Origin of the sequence: Burkholderia sp. AU44665, from assembly GCF_030504405.1 — a bacterium.
Classification (GTDB): domain Bacteria; phylum Pseudomonadota; class Gammaproteobacteria; order Burkholderiales; family Burkholderiaceae; genus Burkholderia; species Burkholderia semiarida.
This window is the reverse complement of sequence record NZ_JAUJRI010000005.1, coordinates 24565-43314: the sequence shown is the minus strand read 5'-3', so window position 1 is coordinate 43314 and position 18750 is coordinate 24565. Positions and strand designations below refer to the sequence as shown.

Sequence of the window (18750 nt, the reverse complement as noted above, 5' to 3'; positions counted from 1 at the left end):
CACGTCGCCACCTCGCGCGACTCTTCGACGTCAGTCCAGCCCATGGCTCACTTCTCGTGTTTTCCCGGCGCTTCGGCCCTCTCCGATTTCCGTCAAACCCGTCTGCTCGACACGCTCAGGCAAATCGACGCCAACATCGTCGCGGTGCGCGGCCAGTTCCTGCACTTCGTCAATGCGGCCGAGCCGCTGTCGGCCGACGACAGCGCGCGCATCGACGCGCTGATGCACTACGGCGAGCCGTTCCAGCCGACGGGCGAGAAGGGCGCGACCGAGACCTTCGTCGTGCTGCCGCGCTTCGGCACGGTCTCGCCGTGGGCGAGCAAGGCGACCGACATCGCGCAGCACTGCGGCCTCACGCACGTGCGGCGCATCGAGCGCGGCGTCGAATTCACGGTCACGCTGAAGTCGGGCCTGCTCGGCGGCAAGAAGGCGCTGTCGGACGACGCCCGTGCGGCCGTCGCGGCCGCGCTGCACGACCGGATGACCGAAAGCGTGGTCGCGGCCCGCGACGACGCGAAGCATCTGTTCGACGAGCTGCCGGCCAAGCCGCTGTCGACCGTCGACGTGCTGGGTGTCGGCCGCGCCGCGCTCGAGCAGGCGAACGTCGAGCTGGGCCTCGCGCTCGCCGACGACGAGATCGACTACCTGGTCGACGCGTTCCGCAAGCTCGAACGCAATCCGACCGACGTCGAGCTGATGATGTTCGCGCAGGCGAACAGCGAACACTGCCGCCACAAGATCTTCAACGCGCAGTGGACGATCGACGGGCAAGCGCAGGACATGTCGCTGTTCGCGATGATCCGCAACACCGAGAAGCTGAGCCCGCAGGGCACGATCGTCGCGTATTCGGACAATTCGTCGATCATGGTCGGCGCCGAAGCCGAGCGCTGGTTCCCGCGCAAGTCGGGTGCCGCGGGCGAGCCGGGTGAACGTTATGGCCGCCACACCGAGCTCACGCACACGCTGATGAAGGTCGAGACGCACAACCACCCGACGGCGATCTCGCCGTTCCCGGGGGCGGCGACCGGCGCGGGCGGCGAGATCCGCGACGAAGGCGCGACGGGCCGCGGCGCGCGTCCGAAGGCCGGCCTCACGGGCTTCACCGTGTCGAACCTCGACCTGCCTGACGCCCGCCGGTCGTGGGAAAACGATCGCGACGCCGCGCAGCCAATGGCCGAGCGCAACCCGAACGAAGCGCACGGCCCGTACGGCCGTCCGGACCGCATCGCGTCGCCGCTGCAGATCATGATCGACGGCCCGCTCGGCGGCGCCGCATTCAACAACGAATTCGGCCGCCCGAACCTCGGCGGCTACTTCCGCGTGTACGAACAGAACGTCGGCGGCACGGTGCGCGGCTATCACAAGCCGATCATGATCGCGGGCGGCCTCGGCAACATCGCGGATCAGCACACGCACAAGCACGACGTGCCGGCGGGCTCGCTGCTGATCCAGATCGGCGGCCCCGGCATGCGGATCGGCATGGGCGGCGGCGCCGCGAGTTCGATGGCGACCGGCGCGAACACGGCCGAGCTCGACTTCGACTCGGTGCAGCGCGGCAACCCGGAAATCGAGCGTCGCGCGCAGGAAGTGATCAACGGCTGCTGGCAGCTCGGCGCGGAAAACCCGATCCTGAGCATCCACGACGTCGGCGCGGGCGGCCTGTCGAACGCGTTCCCCGAAATCGTCGACGGCGCGGGCAAGGGCGCGCGCTTCGAGCTGCGCAAGGTCGCACTCGAGGAATCGGGCCTGTCGCCGCGTGAAATCTGGTCGAACGAGGCGCAGGAGCGCTACGTGCTGGCGATCGCGCCGGCCGACCTGCCGCGCTTCGAGGCGATCTGCGCGCGCGAGCGTTGCCCGTTTGCGGTGGTCGGTGTCGCGACCGACGAGCGCCAGCTGAAGCTCGTCGACGACGAAGCGACGGGCGCCGGCGAATACCCGGTCGACATGCCGATGGAAGTGCTGCTCGGCAAGCCGCCGCGCATGCACCGCGACGTCGTGCGCGTGAAGACCGAGCGCGCGCCGGTCGACGTGACGGGCATCGCGCTGTCGGAAGTCGCACTCGACGTGCTGAAGCACCCGACGGTCGGCAGCAAGTCGTTCCTGATCACGATCGGCGACCGTTCCGTCGGCGGGACGTCGGTGCGCGACCAGATGGTCGGCCCGTGGCAGGTGCCGGTGGCCGACTGCGCGATCACCGCGCTCGACTACGCCGGCTTCAAGGGCGAGGCGATGACGATGGCCGAGCGTACGCCGCTCGCGGTCATCGATGCGCCGGCATCGGGCCGCATGGCCGTCGGCGAAGCGATCACGAACATCGCGAGCGCGCCGATCGCGTCGCTCGACAAGCTGAAGCTGTCGGCGAACTGGATGGCCGCGTGCGGCACGGCCGGCGAAGACGCCGCGCTGTTCGACACGGTCAAGGCGATCGGCATGGAGCTGTGCCCGGCACTCGGGATCGGCATCCCGGTCGGCAAGGACTCGCTGTCGATGAAGACGAAGTGGGACGAGCAGGGCGTCGCGAAGGAAGTGGTGTCGCCGGTGTCGCTGATCATCTCCGCGTTCGCGCCGGTCGAGGACGTGCGCCGCCATCTCACGCCGCAACTGCGCCGCGTGGCGGATGCGGGCGACAGCGTGCTGATCGCGATCGACCTCGGCCGCGGCAAGAACCGGATGGGCGGCAGCATCTTCGCGCAGGTCACGCAGCAGGTTGGCGACACGACGCCGGACGTCGACGACGCGGAAGACCTGAAGCGCTTCTTCAACGCGATCCAGTCGCTCAATGCGCGAGACTTGCTGCTCGCGTACCACGATCGCTCGGACGGCGGCCTGTGGGCGACCGTGTGCGAAATGGCGTTCGCGGGCCACGCGGGCGTGTCGCTGAACGTCGACATGCTGACGCTCGACCCGAACCACGAATCCGACTACGGCGACGCGAAGGACTGGGCGAAGCAGACGAGCGGCCGTCGCGACGACCGCACGCTGCGCGCGCTGTTCTCCGAAGAACTCGGCGCCGTCGTGCAGGTGCGCGCGTCCGACCGCGACGCGGTGCTCGGCGCGCTGCGCGAGTTCGGCCTGTCGACGTGCTCGCACGTGATCGGCTCGGTCAACGATCGCGACGTGATCGAGGTGTACCGCGATGCGAAGAAGATCTTCGACGCGCCGCGTACCGAACTCCATCGCGCATGGAGCGAAGTAAGCTGGCGCATCGCACGCCTGCGCGACAACCCCGCCTGCGCGGATGCCGAATACGACGCGCTGCTCGACGCGGCCGATCCGGGCATCTCGCCGGTGCTGACGTTCGATCCGGCCGAGGACATCGCCGCGCCGTTCATCGCGACGGGCGCTCGGCCGCGCGTCGCGATCCTGCGCGAGCAGGGCGTGAACTCGCATCTGGAAACGGCGTACGCGTTCGACCGCGCAGGCTTCGATGCGCACGACGTGCACATGAGCGACCTGCTCGCGGGCCGCGCGACGCTGGCCGATTTCGCGGGCGCGGTCGCGTGCGGCGGCTTCTCGTACGGCGACGTGCTGGGCGCCGGCGAAGGCTGGGCGAAGACGATCCGGTTCAACGCGAACCTCGCCGACATGTTCTCGGCGTTCTTCGCGCGTCCCGATACGTTCGCACTCGGCATCTGCAACGGCTGCCAGATGCTGTCGAGCATCGCGTCGATGATCCCGGGCGCGGAGGCGTGGCCGAAGTTCACGCGCAACAAGTCCGAGCAGTTCGAGGCACGCTTCTCGTTCGTCGAAGTGGAGAAGTCGCCGTCGATCTTCTTCGCGGGGATGGAAGGCTCGCGGATTCCGGTCGCGGTCGCGCACGGCGAAGGCTATGCGGACTTCTCGCAGCAGGGCGACATCGATCGCGTCGCGGTCGCGATGCGTTACGTCGACCACCGCGGCGAAGCGACCGAGCGCTATCCGTTCAACCCGAACGGCTCGCCCGCCGGCATCACGTCGGTCACGACGGCCGACGGCCGCTTCTCGGTGCTGATGCCGCACATGGAGCGCGTGCATCGCACGGTCACGATGAGCTGGCACCCGGAAGGCTGGGGTGAGGCGAGCCCGTGGATGCGTGTGTTCCGCAACGCACGCCGCTGGATCGGCTGATCCGGGGATGATGTTCGACCCGAACGCGCCGGTCGAGGTCGTCACGCTGCGTGACGCGCGTGCGAGCGAGGCCGACGCGATCGGCCGCGTGATCCGCGCGGCGTTCGCGGGCGAGCCGCAGGGCGGGCAGTTCGAGCAGCGCATCGTCGACACGCTGCGCGCCGACGGTGCGCTGAGCGTGTCGCTCGTCGCGGAGCGCGATGGGCGTATCGTCGGGCACGTCGCGTTCTCGCCGGTTGCGATCGGCGGCGAGCCGGCCGCCAGCCAGCAGTGGTACGGGCTCGCGCCGCTCGCGGTGCGGCCCGAATGCCAGCGGCAAAGCATCGGCGCGGGGCTCGTGCGCACGGGGCTCGACGCGTTGCGGCGGCTCGGCGCGCGTGGCTGTGTCGTGCTCGGCGAGCCCGCGTATTACGCGCGTTTCGGGTTCGAACCGCACGGCGACATCGTGTTTCCGGGCGTGCCGGCCGAGTATTTCCTCGCGCTGTCGTTCGACGAATCGGCACCGGTGCCGTCAGGTAACGTGCGTTACCACGACGTGTTCTATCCCGCCGCGTAGCGAACGCGGTGTGCGGTCACACCTGGCATGGCAAAGCCGCTCTTCGGAGCGGTTTTTTATTGCACGTCGGCCGCGCGTCGCCGCATCGCGAGACACATGTTCGCGCGCGCCAAAAGAAAAAGCCGCTCCGAAGAGCGGCTTTGCGATGCGCGTATGACGCGCGCCGGCGTTACTGAATCTTCGCCTGCTGGCGCAGACCTTCCTCGAACGCCTGCAGCTTCTGCTGCACGAGCTGCTGCGCGATCTGCGCCTTCACCTGGTCGAACGGCGGCGGGGCGATGTCGCGGATGTCGTCGACGCGGATGATGTGCCAGCCGAACTGCGTCTTCACCGGCGCGTCGGTCATCTGGCCTTTCTGCAGCTTCTGCGCGGCCGCCGCGAATTCCGGTACGTACGCCTTCGGATCGGACCAGTCGAGATCGCCGCCGTTCTTGCCCGAGCCCGGATCCTTCGAGTATTGCTTCGCGAGATCCTCGAATTTCGCGCCGCCCTTGATCTTCGCGATCAGGTCCTTCGCCTGCTGTTCGCTCTCGACGAGGATGTGGTGCAGGTGATACTCGCGGTTGCCGCCCACGCCCTTGACGAGTTCGTCGTAGCGCGCCTTCACTTCGGCGTCGGTCGGCTGGTTCTTCTTCAGGAAGCTCTCGATCATCGAGCGCAGCACGACGGTCTGCTGCGCGACGGCGACTTGCGCCTTCACGTCCGGACGATTCGGGATGCCTTCGCGGATCGCTTCCTGCATCAGGATTTCGCGGTTCACGAGTTCCTGGCGCACGGCCTGCTGCAGTTGCGGGCCGTCGGTCTGGCCTTGCTGGACGAGCTGCGCGACCATCGCGTCGGCGCGCGATTTCGGAATCGGCGTGCCGTTGACGACGGCGATGTTCTGGGCGAATGCCGGCGCCGCTGCAAACGCAGCCGCCGCGACCCACAGGCGGGGGGATTTCAGGATCATCGGGAATTCCTAATGAGACTAGATTGAAGATTCGTTGAATTCTTCGGGCGTGTAAGCCACGATCGCGAGCGCGTGAATGCCGCGCTGCATCGCATCAGCGAGCGCATCATACACCAGCCGGTGCCGCGCGACGCGCGGCTTGCCCGCGAACGCGGACGATACGATCGTGACCGTGAAATGACCGCCGGCGGCCGCACCCGCGTGGCCGGCGTGCTGCGCGCTGTCGTCGCGCACGGTGAGCGACAGCGGCGCGAGCGACGCGGTGAGGCGCGCTTCGATCAGCGCGATGCGTTCGTCGGCGGAGGCGTGGAGAAAGGCGTCGCTCATGTCATTCGTCCTTCAGGTACTTCGTGAGCCACAGGCTCTGCAGGATGATGAATACGACCATCGCGCCCGTCGTACCGAACAGCTTGAAGTTCACCCATTGCGATTCGGTGAAGTTGTGCACCACGTACAGGTTCGCGACGCCGAGCACCGCGAAGAACAGCGCCCACGCGACGTTCAGTTTGTCCCACACGGGGGACGGCAGCGTGAGCTGCTTGCCCATCATCTTCTCGATCAGGTTCTTGCTGAACGCATAACGCGCGGCGAGCAGCCCGATCGCAAACAGCCAGTACAGCACGGTCGGTTTCCATTGAATGAATTTCTCGTCATGCAGGACGAGGGTGGCGCCACCGAACACGACGATCACGCCCAGGCTGACCCACAGCATCGTGTCGACCTTCCGGTGCCGGAAGGCGACCCACGCGACCTGGGCCAGCGTCGCGACGATCGCGACGGCGGTGGCGGTAAAGATGCCCCAGACCTTGAAGGCGACAAAAAACAGGATGATCGGAAACAGATCGAACAGGAATTTCATGGCGCTCGCAGCTGCGTGACGGGCCGCTCATGCGGCCCGTCACCGTTGTAGGGACCCGCCAGGCATCGCCGTCGCGGATCGGGGCGGTCCGGCTCGAGGCTGGCCGCCCGGCAGATCCGCCCGGCGCCGCTCATTCGTTTTCGGGTCGGGACTCGAAGTTTAACGCAGCCGAATTGATGCAGTACCGCAAACCGGTCTTGTCGCGCGGGCCGTCCTCGAAGACGTGGCCCAGATGCGCGCCGCAGTTGTTGCAGCGCACCTCGACGCGCACCATCCCGTGCGAGTAGTCGACCTTCTCGTCGATCACCTCGCCGTTGAGCGGCTTGAAGTAGCTGGGCCAGCCGCAGCCCGAGTGGAACTTGGCGCCGGATTCGAACAGCGGCGTGCTGCAGACGACGCACTTGTAGATGCCGGCATCCTCGGTGTCGGTGTATTCGCCGGTGAACGCGCGCTCGGTCGCCGCGTGCTGCGTGACCTCGTACTGCATCGGCGTGAGCCGGCGGCGCAGCTCGGCGTCGTCCTTCTGGTACGGGTAGGTTTTGTCGTCGGAATCGTGGGACATGAGGTTCTCCTGATCGGTCGGTCGAGATGCGCGGGTTGCGGGCTTACGACGAGCAGCTCACTTCGAGCGAGCCCGCCCAGTCGGGCGGCAACGCCGCGTATGCTTCGTGCTCCGGTTGTTCGTCGAACGGGCGGCGCAGGATTCGCGCGAGCCGCTCGACTTCCGAAAAATCCTTTTCCTTCGCGCGCCGGATCGCGACTTCGGCCAGATGGTTGCGAAGCACGTATTTGGGGTTCGCGCGGTTCATTGCAACCGCGCGTGCCGCGTCGTCGCGCGTCTCCTCGGACAGCCGCGCGCGGTAGAGGTTCGCCCATGCGTCGAATGCTTCGCGGTCGATGAAGAGGTCGCGCACGGGCGCGTCGCGGCTCGCGTCGTGCTTCGAGAGCTGCGCGAGCCGGCGGAACGTCAGCGTGAAATCCGCGTGGCTCGCGTGCATCGTCTCGAGCAGCTTGTTCGCGAGTTCGGCGTCGTTCTCGCGCTCGAGCTCGAGGCCGAGCTTCGCGCGCATCGCGCGTTCGAGCGCGGGACCGAAGCGTTCGGGGAATGTCGCGAGTACGGCCTGTGCATCGTTCACCGCGCGCTCGGCGCGCGCATCGTCGTCGGCGATGCCGTGCTGCAGCCCAATCAGCGGCAGTAGCGCCTGCGCGAGGCAATAGCAGTTCCAGTGCGCGATGCGCGGCTGCATCCGGTACGCATAGCGGCCGCCGGTGTCCGAGTGGTTGCAGATGTGGTTCGCGTCGAATGCGTCGACGAAGCCGAACGGACCGTAGTCGATCGTCACGCCCAGGATCGACATGTTGTCGGTGTTCATCACGCCGTGGCAGAAGCCGACGGCCTGCCATTGCGCGACGAGCTCGGCCGTGCGCAGCGTCGCGGCTTCGAGCAGCGCGAGGTACGGATCGTCCGCGTCGCGGCAGGCCGGATAGAAGCGGTCGATCACGTGATCGGCAAGCTGGCGCAGCAGGTCGGGGCGATCGTTCGAGAAGAAGTGCTCGAAGTGGCCGAAGCGCACGAAGCTTTCCGACACGCGCGTGACGACGGCCGCCGTCTCGATCTCCTCGCGCACCACCGGCTGGTCGGAGCCGATCACCGTCAGCGCGCGCGTGGTCGGGATGCCGAGGTGATGCATCGCTTCCGAGCACAGGAATTCGCGGATCGACGAGCGCAGCACCGCGCGGCCGTCGCCCATCCGCGAATACGGCGTGCGGCCGCCGCCCTTGAGCTGCAGTTCGTAGCGCCGGCCGTCGGCGCCGGGCAGTTCGCCGATCGTCAGCGCGCGCCCGTCGCCGAGCTGGCCGGCCCACACGCCGAACTGATGGCCGGAATAGACCGACGCGTACGGCATCGCGTGCGCGGGCCAGTCGCGCGTCGGGTTGCCGGCGAACAGCTCGGCGAAGCCGGGCCGCGCGGCGATCGACGGCGGCAGGTCGAGCAGTCGCGCGACTTCGTCGGAGAAGCCGACGACGTACGGCGCGGCGAGCGGCGCGGCCGGCAGCCGCGTATGAAACGCGTCGCCGAGCGTCACGAACGCACGTTCGGCGGGCTCGCCGAGCGTCGCGGCGAGGTCGGGCAGGGTGTCAGCCGCATCGGCTGCGCTTCGGGAAAACGACATGTTGAGCGCCTCTGGGTAAGCCGATATTGTAAGGCGGCGCCGCGCCGCCCGCATGGCGGCCCGCGCACCGTGCGCCGCGCCCGTCCGGGCCGCCGACGGGCGCGCCGCGGGAGCCGGTCACCGATTCGCATCCTTCACGGAGAACAAGACGATGGGTAAGCCGTTGCTGGGCCAGATGATGGATGTGCCGTTGCTCGTGTCGTCGCTGATTTCGCATGCCGCGCGGCACGCCGGCGACACGGAGATCGTGTCGAAGCGCGTGGAGGGCGACCTGCATCGCTATACGTACCGCGATTGCGAACGCCGCGCGAAGCAACTGGCGCAGGCGCTCGCGCGGCTCGGCGTCGACACCGGCGACCGCGTCGGCACGCTGGCGTGGAACGGCTACCGGCATCTGGAAGCGTATTACGGGATCGGCGGGATGGGTGCCGTCTGCCACACGATCAATCCGCGCCTGTTCCCCGAACAGATCGCGTACATCGTCAATCACGCGGAAGACCGCTACGTCTTCTTCGACATCAATTTCGCGCCGCTCGTCGATGCGATCGCGCCGCAATGCCCGCACGTGCAGGGCTGGATCGCGATGACGGACGCCGCGCACGTGCCGTCCGGCGCGACGCCGTTCCTGTGCTACGAAACGCTCGTCGAAGCCGAGGACGGCCGCTACGACTGGCCGCGCCTCGACGAGCAGCAGGCGTCGGGGCTCTGCTATACGTCGGGCACGACCGGCAACCCGAAGGGCGTGCTGTACTCGCATCGCTCGACCGTGCTGCATGCGTACGGCGCCGCGCTGCCCGACGCGATGAACCTGTCCGCGATGGACGCCGTGCTGCCCGTCGTGCCGATGTTCCACGTCAACGCATGGGGGCTGCCGTACGCGGTGCCGCTCACAGGCGGCAAGCTGGTGCTGCCCGGCAAGGATCTCGACGGGAAATCGCTGTACGAGCTGATGGAGGCCGAGCGCGTGACGTTCTCCGCGGGCGTGCCGACCGTGTGGCTCGGCCTGCTGAACTACATGCGCGAGGCCGGCGTGCGTTTCTCGACGCTGAACCGCACGGTGATCGGCGGCTCCGCGTGCCCGCCCGCGATGCTGCGCACGTTCGAGGACGAGTACGGCGTGCGCGTGATCCATGCGTGGGGGATGACCGAACTGTCGCCGCTCGGCACGCTCGCGAAGCTCAACTGGGCGCAGTCGCGGCGGCCGCTCGACGCGCAGCGCCGGCTGCTCGAGAAGCAGGGGCGCGTGATCTGCGGCGTCGACATGCGCATCGTCGGCGAGGACGGCCGCGAGCTGCCGTGGGACGGCGTCGCGTTCGGCGAACTGCAGGTGCGCGGGCCGTGGGTGATCGACCACTACTTTCGCGGCAATGAATCGCCGCTGGCGGACGGCTGGTTCCCGACCGGCGACGTCGCGACGATCGACCCCGACGGCTTCCTGCAGATCACCGACCGCAGCAAGGACGTGATCAAGTCGGGCGGCGAGTGGATCAGCTCGATCGACATCGAGAACGTCGCGATCGCGCATCCGGGCGTGGCCGAGGCCGCCTGCATCGCGTGCGCGCACCCGAAATGGACCGAGCGGCCGTTGCTCGTCGTGGTGCCGCGTGAAGGCGCGAACCTGAGCCGCGACGCGCTGCTCGCGTTCTACGAGGGCAAGGTCGCGAAATGGTGGATTCCCGACGACGTGGTGTTCGTCGACTCGCTGCCGCACACCGCGACCGGCAAGCTTCAGAAGCTGAAGTTGCGCGAGACGTTCCGCGATTACGTGTTGCCGACGGCGGTGGGCGCGCCGTAAGCCGTCGCGCCCGGGCAGCCGCCGGCACGCGGGGCCGGTCGCCCGATGCCGGTCGCCCGACGCCGGTCGCCCGACGCCGGTCGCCCGATGCCGGTCGCCCCGCTCCGTCCCCGAATCGGGAACGCAATTCAAATTGAACGATCGTGCTTTTTCGTTGTATGCTGCCTGCGTTCATCCGGACATGCGGCCGTTCGACCGCGCACAATGAAGCGCAGCCAATCCGGCGCGCGATGCATGGAGGCAGGCAGATGGCAGTGGATTACTCGACTCGCGACGGCGTGGCCGTCATCACGCTCAACAACCCGCCCGTCAACGGGCTTGGCCTGTCGACCCGCCAGGGCGTCATGGACGCGCTCGATCGCGCCGCGCAGGATCCGTCGGTCACGGCCATCGTGCTGACCGGCGCGGGCCGCGCGTTCTCGGGCGGGGCCGACATCACCGAATTCAATACGCCGAAGGCGCTGCAGGAGCCGACGCTGCACACCGTGATCCGCGCGGTGGAGGCGAGCGCGAAGCCGGTCGTCGCGGCGCTGCACAGCGTCGTGATGGGCGGCGGCCTAGAGCTCGCGCTCGGCGCGCATTACCGGGTCGCCGCGCCCGGCGCGCAGGTCGCGTTGCCCGAGGTGAAGCTCGGGCTGCTGCCGGGCGCGGGCGGCACGCAGCGCCTGCCGCGCGCGGTCGGGCTTGAAACCGCGCTGAACATGATCGTGTCGGGCGCGCCGGTGCCGTCGGAGCAACTCGCGAAGAGCGGGTTGTTCGACGAAATGGCCGACGGCGACCTGCTCGACGCGGCCGTTGCGTTCGCGCGCAAGGTTGGCGCGCAGAAGGGGCCGCATCCGCGCGTGCGCGATCGCAAGATCGTCCACGAGAACGCGGCGGGCTTCATCCAGTTCGCGCGCAATTCCGCGCGGGCCGCCGCGCCGAATTTCCCCGCGCCGCACAAGTGCATCGACGCGATCGAGGCCGGCGTGCTGAACGGCTTCGACAAGGGCAGCATCGCCGAGCGCGAGGGTTTCGTCGCGCTGATGATGACGCCGGAAAGCCGCGCGCTGCGCCATGCATTCTTCGGCGAGCGCGCGGCAAGCAAGATTCCCGACGTGCCGGCCGATACGCCGTTGCGCGAGATCCGCCGGGTCGGCGTGATCGGCGCGGGCACGATGGGCGGCGGGATCGCGATGAACTTCGTCAACGCGGGGCTGCCCGTCACGCTGCTCGAGACGAAGCAGGACGCGCTCGAGCGCGGCCTCGCGACGATCCGCAAGAACTACGACGCGCAGGTGAGGAAGGGCAAGCTTACGCAGGAGAAGCTCGACGCGCGCATGGCGCTGATCGCGCCGACACTGTCCTACGACGACCTGAAGGACGCCGACCTGATCGTCGAAGCGGTGTTCGAGGAACTCGGCGTGAAGGAGCAGGTGTTCAGGAAGCTCGACGAAGTCGCGAAACCGGGCGCGATCCTTGCGTCCAACACGTCGACGCTCGACGTCGACAAGATCGCGGCGTTCACGAAGCGCCCGCAGGACGTCGTCGGCATGCACTTCTTCAGCCCGGCGAACGTGATGAAGCTGCTCGAGGTCGTGCGCGGCGCGCGGACCGCGAAGGACGTGCTCGCGACCGTGATGGCGGTGGCGAAGAAGATCCGCAAGACGGCGGTCGTGTCGGGCGTGTGCGACGGCTTCATCGGCAACCGGATGATCGAGCAGTACATCCGCCAGGCGCTGTTCATGCTCGAGGAAGGCGCGCTGCCCGCGCAGGTCGATCGCGCGATCGAGAAGTTCGGCTTCGCGATGGGGCCGTTCCGGATGAGCGACCTCGCCGGCAACGACATCGGCTGGGCGATCCGCAAGCGGCGCTACGTCGAGCAGCCTGGCCTGCACTATTCGAAGATCGCCGACCGCCTGTGCGAGCAGGGCCGCTTCGGCCAGAAGACGGGCGCCGGCTGGTACGACTACGTGCCGGGCGATCGCAAGGCGAAGCCGTCGGCGCTCGTCGACGAGATGGTCGTCGCGTACTCGAAGGAGCGCGGCGTCGAGCGGCGCAAGATCGGCGACGACGAGATCGTCGAGCGGCTCGTGTTCGCGCTCGTCAACGAAGGCGCGAAGATCCTCGAGGAGAAGATCGCGTCGAAGGCGTCCGACATCGACATGGTCTACCTGACCGGCTATGGCTTCCCGCTGTGGCGCGGCGGCCCGATGCTGTACGCGGATACGGTCGGCCTCTACAACGTCGAGCGCGCGATTCGCCGCTACGCGGCGGCGCCGAACGGCGACGCGTGGCAGCTCGCGCCGTCGATCGCGGAACTGGCGAAGGCCGGCCGCGGGTTCAACGGCTGACGATCTCGCACGACGGCGCGCCCGATTCACCCAGGAGAATTGAAATGAAACGCACCGACGACGTCCTGCTCGTGATCGACGTGCAATACGACTTCATGCCGGGCGGCGCGCTCGCGGTGCCCGACGGCGATGCGGTCGTGCCGGTGATCAACGCGCTCGCGCAACGCTTCGACCAGGTCGTGCTCACGCAGGACTGGCACCCGCGCGAGCACGTGTCGTTCGCGGCGAACCATCCGGGCCGCGAGCCGTTTTCCACGCTGTCGCTGCCGTACGGCGAGCAGGTGCTGTGGCCCGTGCACTGCGTGCAGGACACCCACGGCGCGGCGCTGCATCGCGACCTAGACATCCCGCACGCGCGGCTCGTGATCCGCAAGGGCGGCGACGCGCAGGTCGACAGCTATTCCGCGTTCGTCGAGGCCGACCGCACGACGCGCACGGGGCTCGCGGGCTATCTGCGCGAGCTCGGCGCGAAGCGCGTGTGGTGCTGCGGGCTCGCGACCGACTATTGCGTCGCATGGTCGGCGCTCGATGCGCGCGCGGCCGGTTTCGAAGCCGCGGTGATCAACGATGCGTGCCGTGCGATCGACCTGAACGGGTCGCTCGCGCACGCATGGCAGCAGATGCAGGCAGCGGGCGTCGCGCATGCGACGTCCGCCGGCGCGCGCCCGGCGGCGTAGCGCATTTCCCATCCGATTCAGGACATGAAGCAGGACCGAAGGAGACTCGCATGACCGAAGCCGTAATCGTATCGACCGCACGCACGCCGCTCGCGAAGTCCTGGCGCGGCGCATTCAACATGACGCACGGCGCGACGCTCGGCGGCCACGTGGTCGCGGCCGCGCTCGAACGCGCGAAGCTCGATCCGGCGCGCGTCGAGGACGTGATCATGGGCTGCGCGAATCCCGAAGGCGCGACGGGCGCGAACATCGCGCGGCAGATCGCGCTGCGCGCGGGATTGCCGGTGAGCGTGCCGGGGATGACGGTGAACCGTTTCTGTTCGTCGGGGCTGCAGACCATCGCGCTGGCCGCGCAGCGGATCGTCGCGGGCGAAGGCGAGATCTATGTGGCCGGCGGCGTCGAATCGATCTCGTGCGTGCAGAACGAGATGAACCGGCACATGATCCAGGAAGGCTGGCTCGTCCAGCACAAGCCCGAGATCTACTGGAACATGCTCCAGACCGCCGAGAACGTCGCGAAGCGCTACGGCATCTCGAAGGAGCGGCAGGACGCGTATGGCGTGCAGTCGCAACTGCGTGCCGCGGCCGCGCAGGAAGCCGGGCGCTTTCGCGACGAGATCGTGCCGATCACCGTGCTCGCGGGCATCGCCGACAAGGCGACGGGCCGCCTGTACACGCAGGAAGTGACGGTCTCGGCCGACGAAGGCATCCGCCCCGACACGACGCTCGAAGGCGTGTCGAAGATCCGTTCGGCCGTGCCGGGCGGCGTGATCACCGCGGGCAATGCGAGCCAGTTCTCGGACGGCGCGTCGGCATGCGTGGTGATGAGCGCCGCCGCCGCGCAACGCGAAGGGCTGCAGCCGCTGGGCGCGTTCCGCGGCTTCGCGGTGGCCGGCTGCGAACCGGACGAAATGGGCATCGGCCCGGTGTTCGCGGTGCCCAAGCTGCTGAAGCAGGCCGGGCTGACAGTCGACGACATCGGCCTGTGGGAGCTGAACGAGGCGTTCGCGGTGCAGGTGCTGTACTGCCGCGACACGCTCGGGATTCCTGAGGAGCGCCTGAACGTGAACGGCGGCGCGATCGCGGTCGGCCATCCGTATGGCGTATCGGGCGCGCGCCTGACCGGCCATGCGCTGATCGAGGGCAAGCGGCGCGGCGTGAAGTACGTGGTCGTCACGATGTGCATCGGCGGCGGGCAGGGCGCGGCCGGCCTGTTCGAAATCCTCTGATCTTTGACCGGCCGCGGCCGCGGTGGCGCTGCGGCGTCACCGCACGCCGCAACGATGAATCGGCGCGACCGATGCGCGATTCGCAACGACGGGGAAGCAAAAGGCATGTACCCGGCAATGCCGTTTCCCCTGACTTGTCAAACGAATTACCCCACCTATACTTGCTCTGACATTTGCCTTTCGGCACGATGGGTCAGATCATGCGTTGCGCGATCCGTGCCGCGAGGACTCCAATCAACGCAGCAGACCGACCGGGGACCGAATGAGTACGACCTATGCAGCCGGGGAACCGCCGCGCGTCGTCAGTGCGGCCGCAAGGCTCTACGCGAAATGCCTGCTGGTCGGATTCGCGTTGCTGCCTGCGTATCTGATTGCCTATCTGTGGTTCTTCAGCGACCGGAGCGTCGTATTCGAGAACCACGCTTTCCATGAAATCGCGATCGCGGCGGCGACGATCGAAGGCGCGTTCGTCACCTATGTGACGTGGGTGTGCTACCGGTCGTCCGGCGAGCCGCTGCTGCGCTGGCTGACGCTCGGCTTTCTCGGTTTCGCGATGATCTATGCGCTGCACGGCGCGTTCACCGGGATGGCGCATCACAATATCTGGCTGTTCCTGCTGTACGGGCCCGCGTCGCGGTTGGCGATGTCCGTGCTGCTGCTCACGGGCCTGTTGTCGTATTCGCGTCCGCCCGACCGGGTCGACAAGCGCACGAGCGCACGGACGTGGCTGCCTTGGATCGTGCTCTTCCTGATCGTCGACGTGGTGGTCGCGTACGTCGCGTATTCGCCGGTTGCCGGTGCGCTCGGCACGCGGCTGTCGATGGAAGGCGGCGCGCTGGTGTTCTCGCTGCTGAACGTGTGCCTGCTGCTCGCGCGGCGGATCCGCTCGCCGCTGATGGTGATCTACGGCGTGTCGATCATGGCGTTCGCGCTGTCGTCGCTCGCGTTCATCCTCGGCAAGCCGTGGAATCACATGTGGTGGCTCGCGCATGCGATCTTCGCGGGCGGGTTCTTCCTGCTCAGTTACGGCGTCGTGCAGGCGCTGCAGACGACGCGCTCGTTCTCGGCGATCTACAGCCAGGAAGACCTGATGAGCCGCTTGTCGGAATCGATGGCGCGCACCGAAAGCGCGCTGCAGGAGCTGCGGCGCACGAACCAGAAGCTCGAGTACATGGCCGCGACCGACCCGATGACGGGCGCGTCGAACCGCCGCCAGTTCATCGCGCAGGTCGAGCGCGAGATCGTGCGGGCCGAGCGCGACGGCACGCCGTTCTGCCTGCTCGCGCTCGATCTCGACAATTTCAAGAACATCAACGATGCCTACGGGCACCAGATCGGCGACGAGGTGCTGCGCGGCGTCGTGCGCCAGTGCCTCGAGGCGATCCGGCCGGCGGGCGCGCTCGCGCGGGTGGGCGGCGAGGAGTTCATGGCGCTCCTGCCCGAGATGCCGCTCGAGGGCGCGCGGATGACGGCCGAGCGCGTGCGTTCGTCGATCGCGAGTGCGCCGTTCGGGCTGGACTTCAAGCGCGTGCAGGTGACGGTCAGCGTCGGCGTCGCGCAATACGGCGTCGACGGCGGCACGGTCGATGCGCTGCTGCGGGTGGTCGACGAGCGGCTGTACCAGGCGAAGCGGGAAGGGCGCAACCGCGTGGTGACGCGCTAGTCCGCATGCCGGCGCCGGTGCCGGCCTGCACGCGCGTGGCGACGCGCGCTAGCGCGACGCCACGGCCGTCACCTGCTTCGATCGTTCGTCCTGCGTCGGCTGCGACGCCTGCCACCAGTATTTGCCCGCGCGCTGCTGCGGGTCGCGGATCGCGAGATACGTCGTACTCCAGAGTTGCGCCGCGTTGGCTTCGGTCGCATCGGCGCTGCGCGTGCCGAATGCGTCGGTCTGGTACTTGCCGTTCACGTAGGACCACGTCCACATTTCCGACGTGCGCATGTCGCGTCCGTTCGAGATCACCTGCCAGATCGTCTGCCGCGCCTGCGCGAGCAGCGTGCGTGTCGTGGCCGACAGGTCCTCGCGCGCCAGCTGGCGATCGAGCCCGGCCACCCACATCGCCTGCTGCCACGACCAGACTACCGTGCCGTGATACGCGGAGCTCGTGAACTTCGGCCACAGTGACGGGCTCGCATACGCGGGGTTCGCGATCAGCATCCCGGCATCGGTCACGAGCCCGGTCGGGAACGGCCGCGTGACGTCGCCGACGATCCGCTGGAGCTGATCGTCCGGCGGCGTGCCGAACAGCAGCGCGAAGCCGCCGTCCGAATGCATCACCGGAATCGGGTTGCCCTGCTGGTCGAGCGACAGCGCGTAGAAGGCCAGCGGTGCATTGGGCGCGGCGCCGGCCGGCACGCCGGCGGATGGCGCATAGGCCGACACGTCGGTCGCCGCCTGCGCGGCCGGCACGCTGACCTGGAACAGCGGCGGCGCCTGCGTTTCCCATGTGGCCGCCTCGTTCGCCGTGTTGGCGAGCGTCGCGCGTTGCTGCGCATCGAGATACGGATCGAGCAGGCCGCGGGCGAGGAACGCGTTCGCTGCGCGCAGCGCGGCCGGCACGAGCACCGCGTTCACGTCGTACGGGTAGACGCCGCCGCCGAGGCCGTCGGTGCTGTCGCGCCAGTTGCCGACGATTTCGCCGGGCCGCAGGTGGATCAGGTTTGCCACCGACGGTTGCTGTGCGAACGGCTGCGCGGTCGTCGCGACGTGCAGCAGGTTGACGACGAGGCGGCTGCCGTTGGTGTGCCCGTCGCTGCCGCGCTGCGCCAGGTACGCGGCCGCGCGGGCCTGGCCGCGCGTATCGTCGATCAGCCACGCGGCGGCGATCGGTGCGAGCAGGTAGTCGCTGTCGATCATCTTGTAGTCGTAGGTCGGTGTCGCATCGTTCGGCCGCCCGTTCTTCTGGTTGTCGACCAGCGCGAATTCGCCGATGCCTTCCTCGTGCGCGACCTTGCCGTCGGGCGACAGGCGGCTCAGCACCGACGACAGCCCGGCCTCGATCGCCGCCGGTTCGAGCACGGGCATCAGCATGCGGACCGAGATCAGCGTGTCGCGGCCGAAGTACGTGTCGTACTGCCACGAGCCGGCCAGCAGCTTGTCGTTGAAGCTCAGGAATTCGAGCACGTTCTGGCTGACCGGGTCGGGGTTCACGGACGGCGCGAACAGGTCGGCGTGCGTGATCGGCGACAGCGGCGTCTCGCCCGACAGCGCATCGATGTGCAGCTTCAGCGTGTGCGAGCCCGCCGGTGCGTTGAGCACGAGCTTGCCGCCCGCTGCCGGCGCGATGCTGCCGCCGTCGCGCAGCGTGATGCGCAGCGCATAGCCGGGCGCGCCGTCGAGCCGGTCGCGTTGCCATTGCGCGGTGTTGCCCTGGACCGTCGGCGCGGTGAGGATCTGCGGCGGAATCGTCGCGCCGCCGTTGAAGTCGCGCAGGAAGCGCACGTTGCTGAGCACGCCCTGGCGGATCGTCAGCGTAGCGGTATTGACCGACACGTCGGCACCGATGCCGTACAGCGGACGGCCGTGCGCGTCCGGGGCCGACAGTGCGGCCGGCGGCGTGTCGAGGCTCCAGTTCACCGGCTGCGCGGTGTCGTCGAACCACAGCCCGGTGCCGCTGTTGCCGGCGGGGAAGACCACGAGCAGACGCGGCTTCGTGGACGAGCGCGCCAGCAGATGCGCGGCGACCTTGTCCTGCCGGTAGAACGCGTTGATCTGGCCGCCGGTGTCCATGCGGAACGACAACGCGGCGGTGTTCGACGGCGGGCTGTTCGATTTGACGTCGTCGTCGTTGCAGGCCGACAGCAGGCCGGCGCAGACGAGCCCGAGACACAGCGACTTCGCAAGGCGATGCATGTTGATGTCCCTCCTGATGACTCGCGATTTTTTATCTGGATGTTCCAATCGACGGATCTTGGGTCCGTCTGATCCTGTTTTGCATTCACTCCGGCGAATGGCGGGAATTAATCGGGGTGTTGCGCTTCTTCTAAAGGGAAACAGGTTGGCAAATAACCGGTTGGCCGATAAATGCCGAAAGCCGAAAACGGCAGAGGTGTGCGTCGATGCCCCGC

General features: G+C 68.0%; 13 protein-coding genes. 7 read left to right on the top strand and 6 right to left on the bottom strand.

What is annotated here, in order from left to right:
* Nucleotides 1–42 precede the first annotated feature (42 nt).
* The gene (gene purL / locus QZM15_RS13000) at nt 43–4107 is read left to right on the top strand and encodes a phosphoribosylformylglycinamidine synthase (protein ID WP_302106524.1); all 4065 of its coding nucleotides are present in this window, start codon (nt 43–45) and stop codon (nt 4105–4107) included.
* 7 nt (nt 4108–4114) lie between these two features.
* Nucleotides 4115–4663: a GNAT family N-acetyltransferase gene (locus QZM15_RS12995; RefSeq protein ID WP_302106523.1), complete on the top strand. Its 549-nt coding sequence runs from the start codon at nt 4115–4117 to the stop codon at nt 4661–4663.
* A 169-nt stretch (nt 4664–4832) separates the two neighbouring features.
* Here the strand turns inward: QZM15_RS12995 and QZM15_RS12990 are convergent, their stop codons facing one another.
* The 5 genes from QZM15_RS12990 to QZM15_RS12970 form a co-directional block, all read right to left on the bottom strand.
* Nucleotides 4833–5615 (bottom strand): peptidylprolyl isomerase, encoded by a 783-nt coding sequence (locus QZM15_RS12990; RefSeq protein WP_050013274.1) that lies wholly within the window; start codon nt 5613–5615, stop codon nt 4833–4835.
* An 18-nt stretch (nt 5616–5633) separates the two neighbouring features.
* Nucleotides 5634–5942, bottom strand: a complete 309-nt coding sequence (locus QZM15_RS12985; RefSeq protein ID WP_050013273.1) for a BolA family transcriptional regulator — start codon at nt 5940–5942, stop codon at nt 5634–5636.
* A 1-nt stretch (nt 5943) separates the two neighbouring features.
* Complete coding sequence (locus QZM15_RS12980) at nt 5944–6474, bottom strand: septation protein A (RefSeq protein WP_059585190.1); 531 nt, start codon at nt 6472–6474, stop codon at nt 5944–5946.
* A 130-nt stretch (nt 6475–6604) separates the two neighbouring features.
* Complete coding sequence (gene msrB / locus QZM15_RS12975; RefSeq protein WP_302106522.1) at nt 6605–7036, bottom strand: peptide-methionine (R)-S-oxide reductase MsrB; 432 nt, start codon at nt 7034–7036, stop codon at nt 6605–6607.
* A gap of 43 nt (nt 7037–7079) precedes the next feature.
* Nucleotides 7080–8648: a YdiU family protein gene (locus QZM15_RS12970; RefSeq protein WP_302106521.1), complete on the bottom strand. Its 1569-nt coding sequence runs from the start codon at nt 8646–8648 to the stop codon at nt 7080–7082.
* 151 nt (nt 8649–8799) lie between these two features.
* Here QZM15_RS12970 and QZM15_RS12965 point away from each other — a divergent pair, with 151 nt between their 5' ends.
* The 5 genes from QZM15_RS12965 to QZM15_RS12945 all read left to right on the top strand — a co-directional run bounded on the left by QZM15_RS12965 (nt 8800) and on the right by QZM15_RS12945 (nt 16345).
* Complete coding sequence (locus QZM15_RS12965; RefSeq protein WP_302106520.1) at nt 8800–10443, top strand: 3-(methylthio)propionyl-CoA ligase; 1644 nt, start codon at nt 8800–8802, stop codon at nt 10441–10443.
* Nucleotides 10444–10691: 248 nt separating this feature from the next.
* On the top strand, nt 10692–12776 hold the full coding sequence (locus QZM15_RS12960; RefSeq protein WP_060966923.1) for a 3-hydroxyacyl-CoA dehydrogenase NAD-binding domain-containing protein: 2085 nt from the start codon (nt 10692–10694) through the stop codon (nt 12774–12776).
* Between the two features lie 44 nt (nt 12777–12820).
* Nucleotides 12821–13453 carry a bifunctional nicotinamidase/pyrazinamidase gene (gene pncA, locus QZM15_RS12955; protein WP_302106519.1) on the top strand — a complete coding sequence of 211 codons (633 nt, stop codon included), beginning with the start codon at nt 12821–12823 and terminating at the stop codon, nt 13451–13453.
* Between the two features lie 50 nt (nt 13454–13503).
* Nucleotides 13504–14682, top strand: a complete 1179-nt coding sequence (locus QZM15_RS12950; protein ID WP_089464845.1) for an acetyl-CoA C-acyltransferase — start codon at nt 13504–13506, stop codon at nt 14680–14682.
* Between the two features lie 262 nt (nt 14683–14944).
* Nucleotides 14945–16345, top strand: coding sequence for a GGDEF domain-containing protein (locus QZM15_RS12945; RefSeq protein ID WP_124658603.1), 1401 nt, complete (start codon nt 14945–14947; stop codon nt 16343–16345).
* 48 nt (nt 16346–16393) lie between these two features.
* On the opposite strand, the gene QZM15_RS12940 is transcribed toward QZM15_RS12945, so the two are convergent.
* A complete protein-coding gene (locus tag QZM15_RS12940) occupies nt 16394–18535 on the bottom strand; it encodes a hypothetical protein (RefSeq protein WP_302106518.1) in 2142 nt (713 codons plus the stop codon).
* Nucleotides 18536–18750 lie beyond the last annotated feature (215 nt).

Coding starts and splice junctions, on each gene's coding strand:
- purL (WP_302106524.1), top strand. CDS start 43: ATGGCTCACTTCTCGTGTTTTCCCGGCGCTTCGGCCCTCTCCGATTTC.
- QZM15_RS12995 (WP_302106523.1), top strand. CDS start 4,115: ATGATGTTCGACCCGAACGCGCCGGTCGAGGTCGTCACGCTGCGTGAC.
- QZM15_RS12990 (WP_050013274.1), bottom strand. CDS start 5,615: ATGATCCTGAAATCCCCCCGCCTGTGGGTCGCGGCGGCTGCGTTTGCA.
- QZM15_RS12985 (WP_050013273.1), bottom strand. CDS start 5,942: ATGAGCGACGCCTTTCTCCACGCCTCCGCCGACGAACGCATCGCGCTG.
- QZM15_RS12980 (WP_059585190.1), bottom strand. CDS start 6,474: ATGAAATTCCTGTTCGATCTGTTTCCGATCATCCTGTTTTTTGTCGCC.
- msrB (WP_302106522.1), bottom strand. CDS start 7,036: ATGTCCCACGATTCCGACGACAAAACCTACCCGTACCAGAAGGACGAC.
- QZM15_RS12970 (WP_302106521.1), bottom strand. CDS start 8,648: ATGTCGTTTTCCCGAAGCGCAGCCGATGCGGCTGACACCCTGCCCGAC.
- QZM15_RS12965 (WP_302106520.1), top strand. CDS start 8,800: ATGGGTAAGCCGTTGCTGGGCCAGATGATGGATGTGCCGTTGCTCGTG.
- QZM15_RS12960 (WP_060966923.1), top strand. CDS start 10,692: ATGGCAGTGGATTACTCGACTCGCGACGGCGTGGCCGTCATCACGCTC.
- pncA (WP_302106519.1), top strand. CDS start 12,821: ATGAAACGCACCGACGACGTCCTGCTCGTGATCGACGTGCAATACGAC.
- QZM15_RS12950 (WP_089464845.1), top strand. CDS start 13,504: ATGACCGAAGCCGTAATCGTATCGACCGCACGCACGCCGCTCGCGAAG.
- QZM15_RS12945 (WP_124658603.1), top strand. CDS start 14,945: ATGAGTACGACCTATGCAGCCGGGGAACCGCCGCGCGTCGTCAGTGCG.
- QZM15_RS12940 (WP_302106518.1), bottom strand. CDS start 18,535: ATGCATCGCCTTGCGAAGTCGCTGTGTCTCGGGCTCGTCTGCGCCGGC.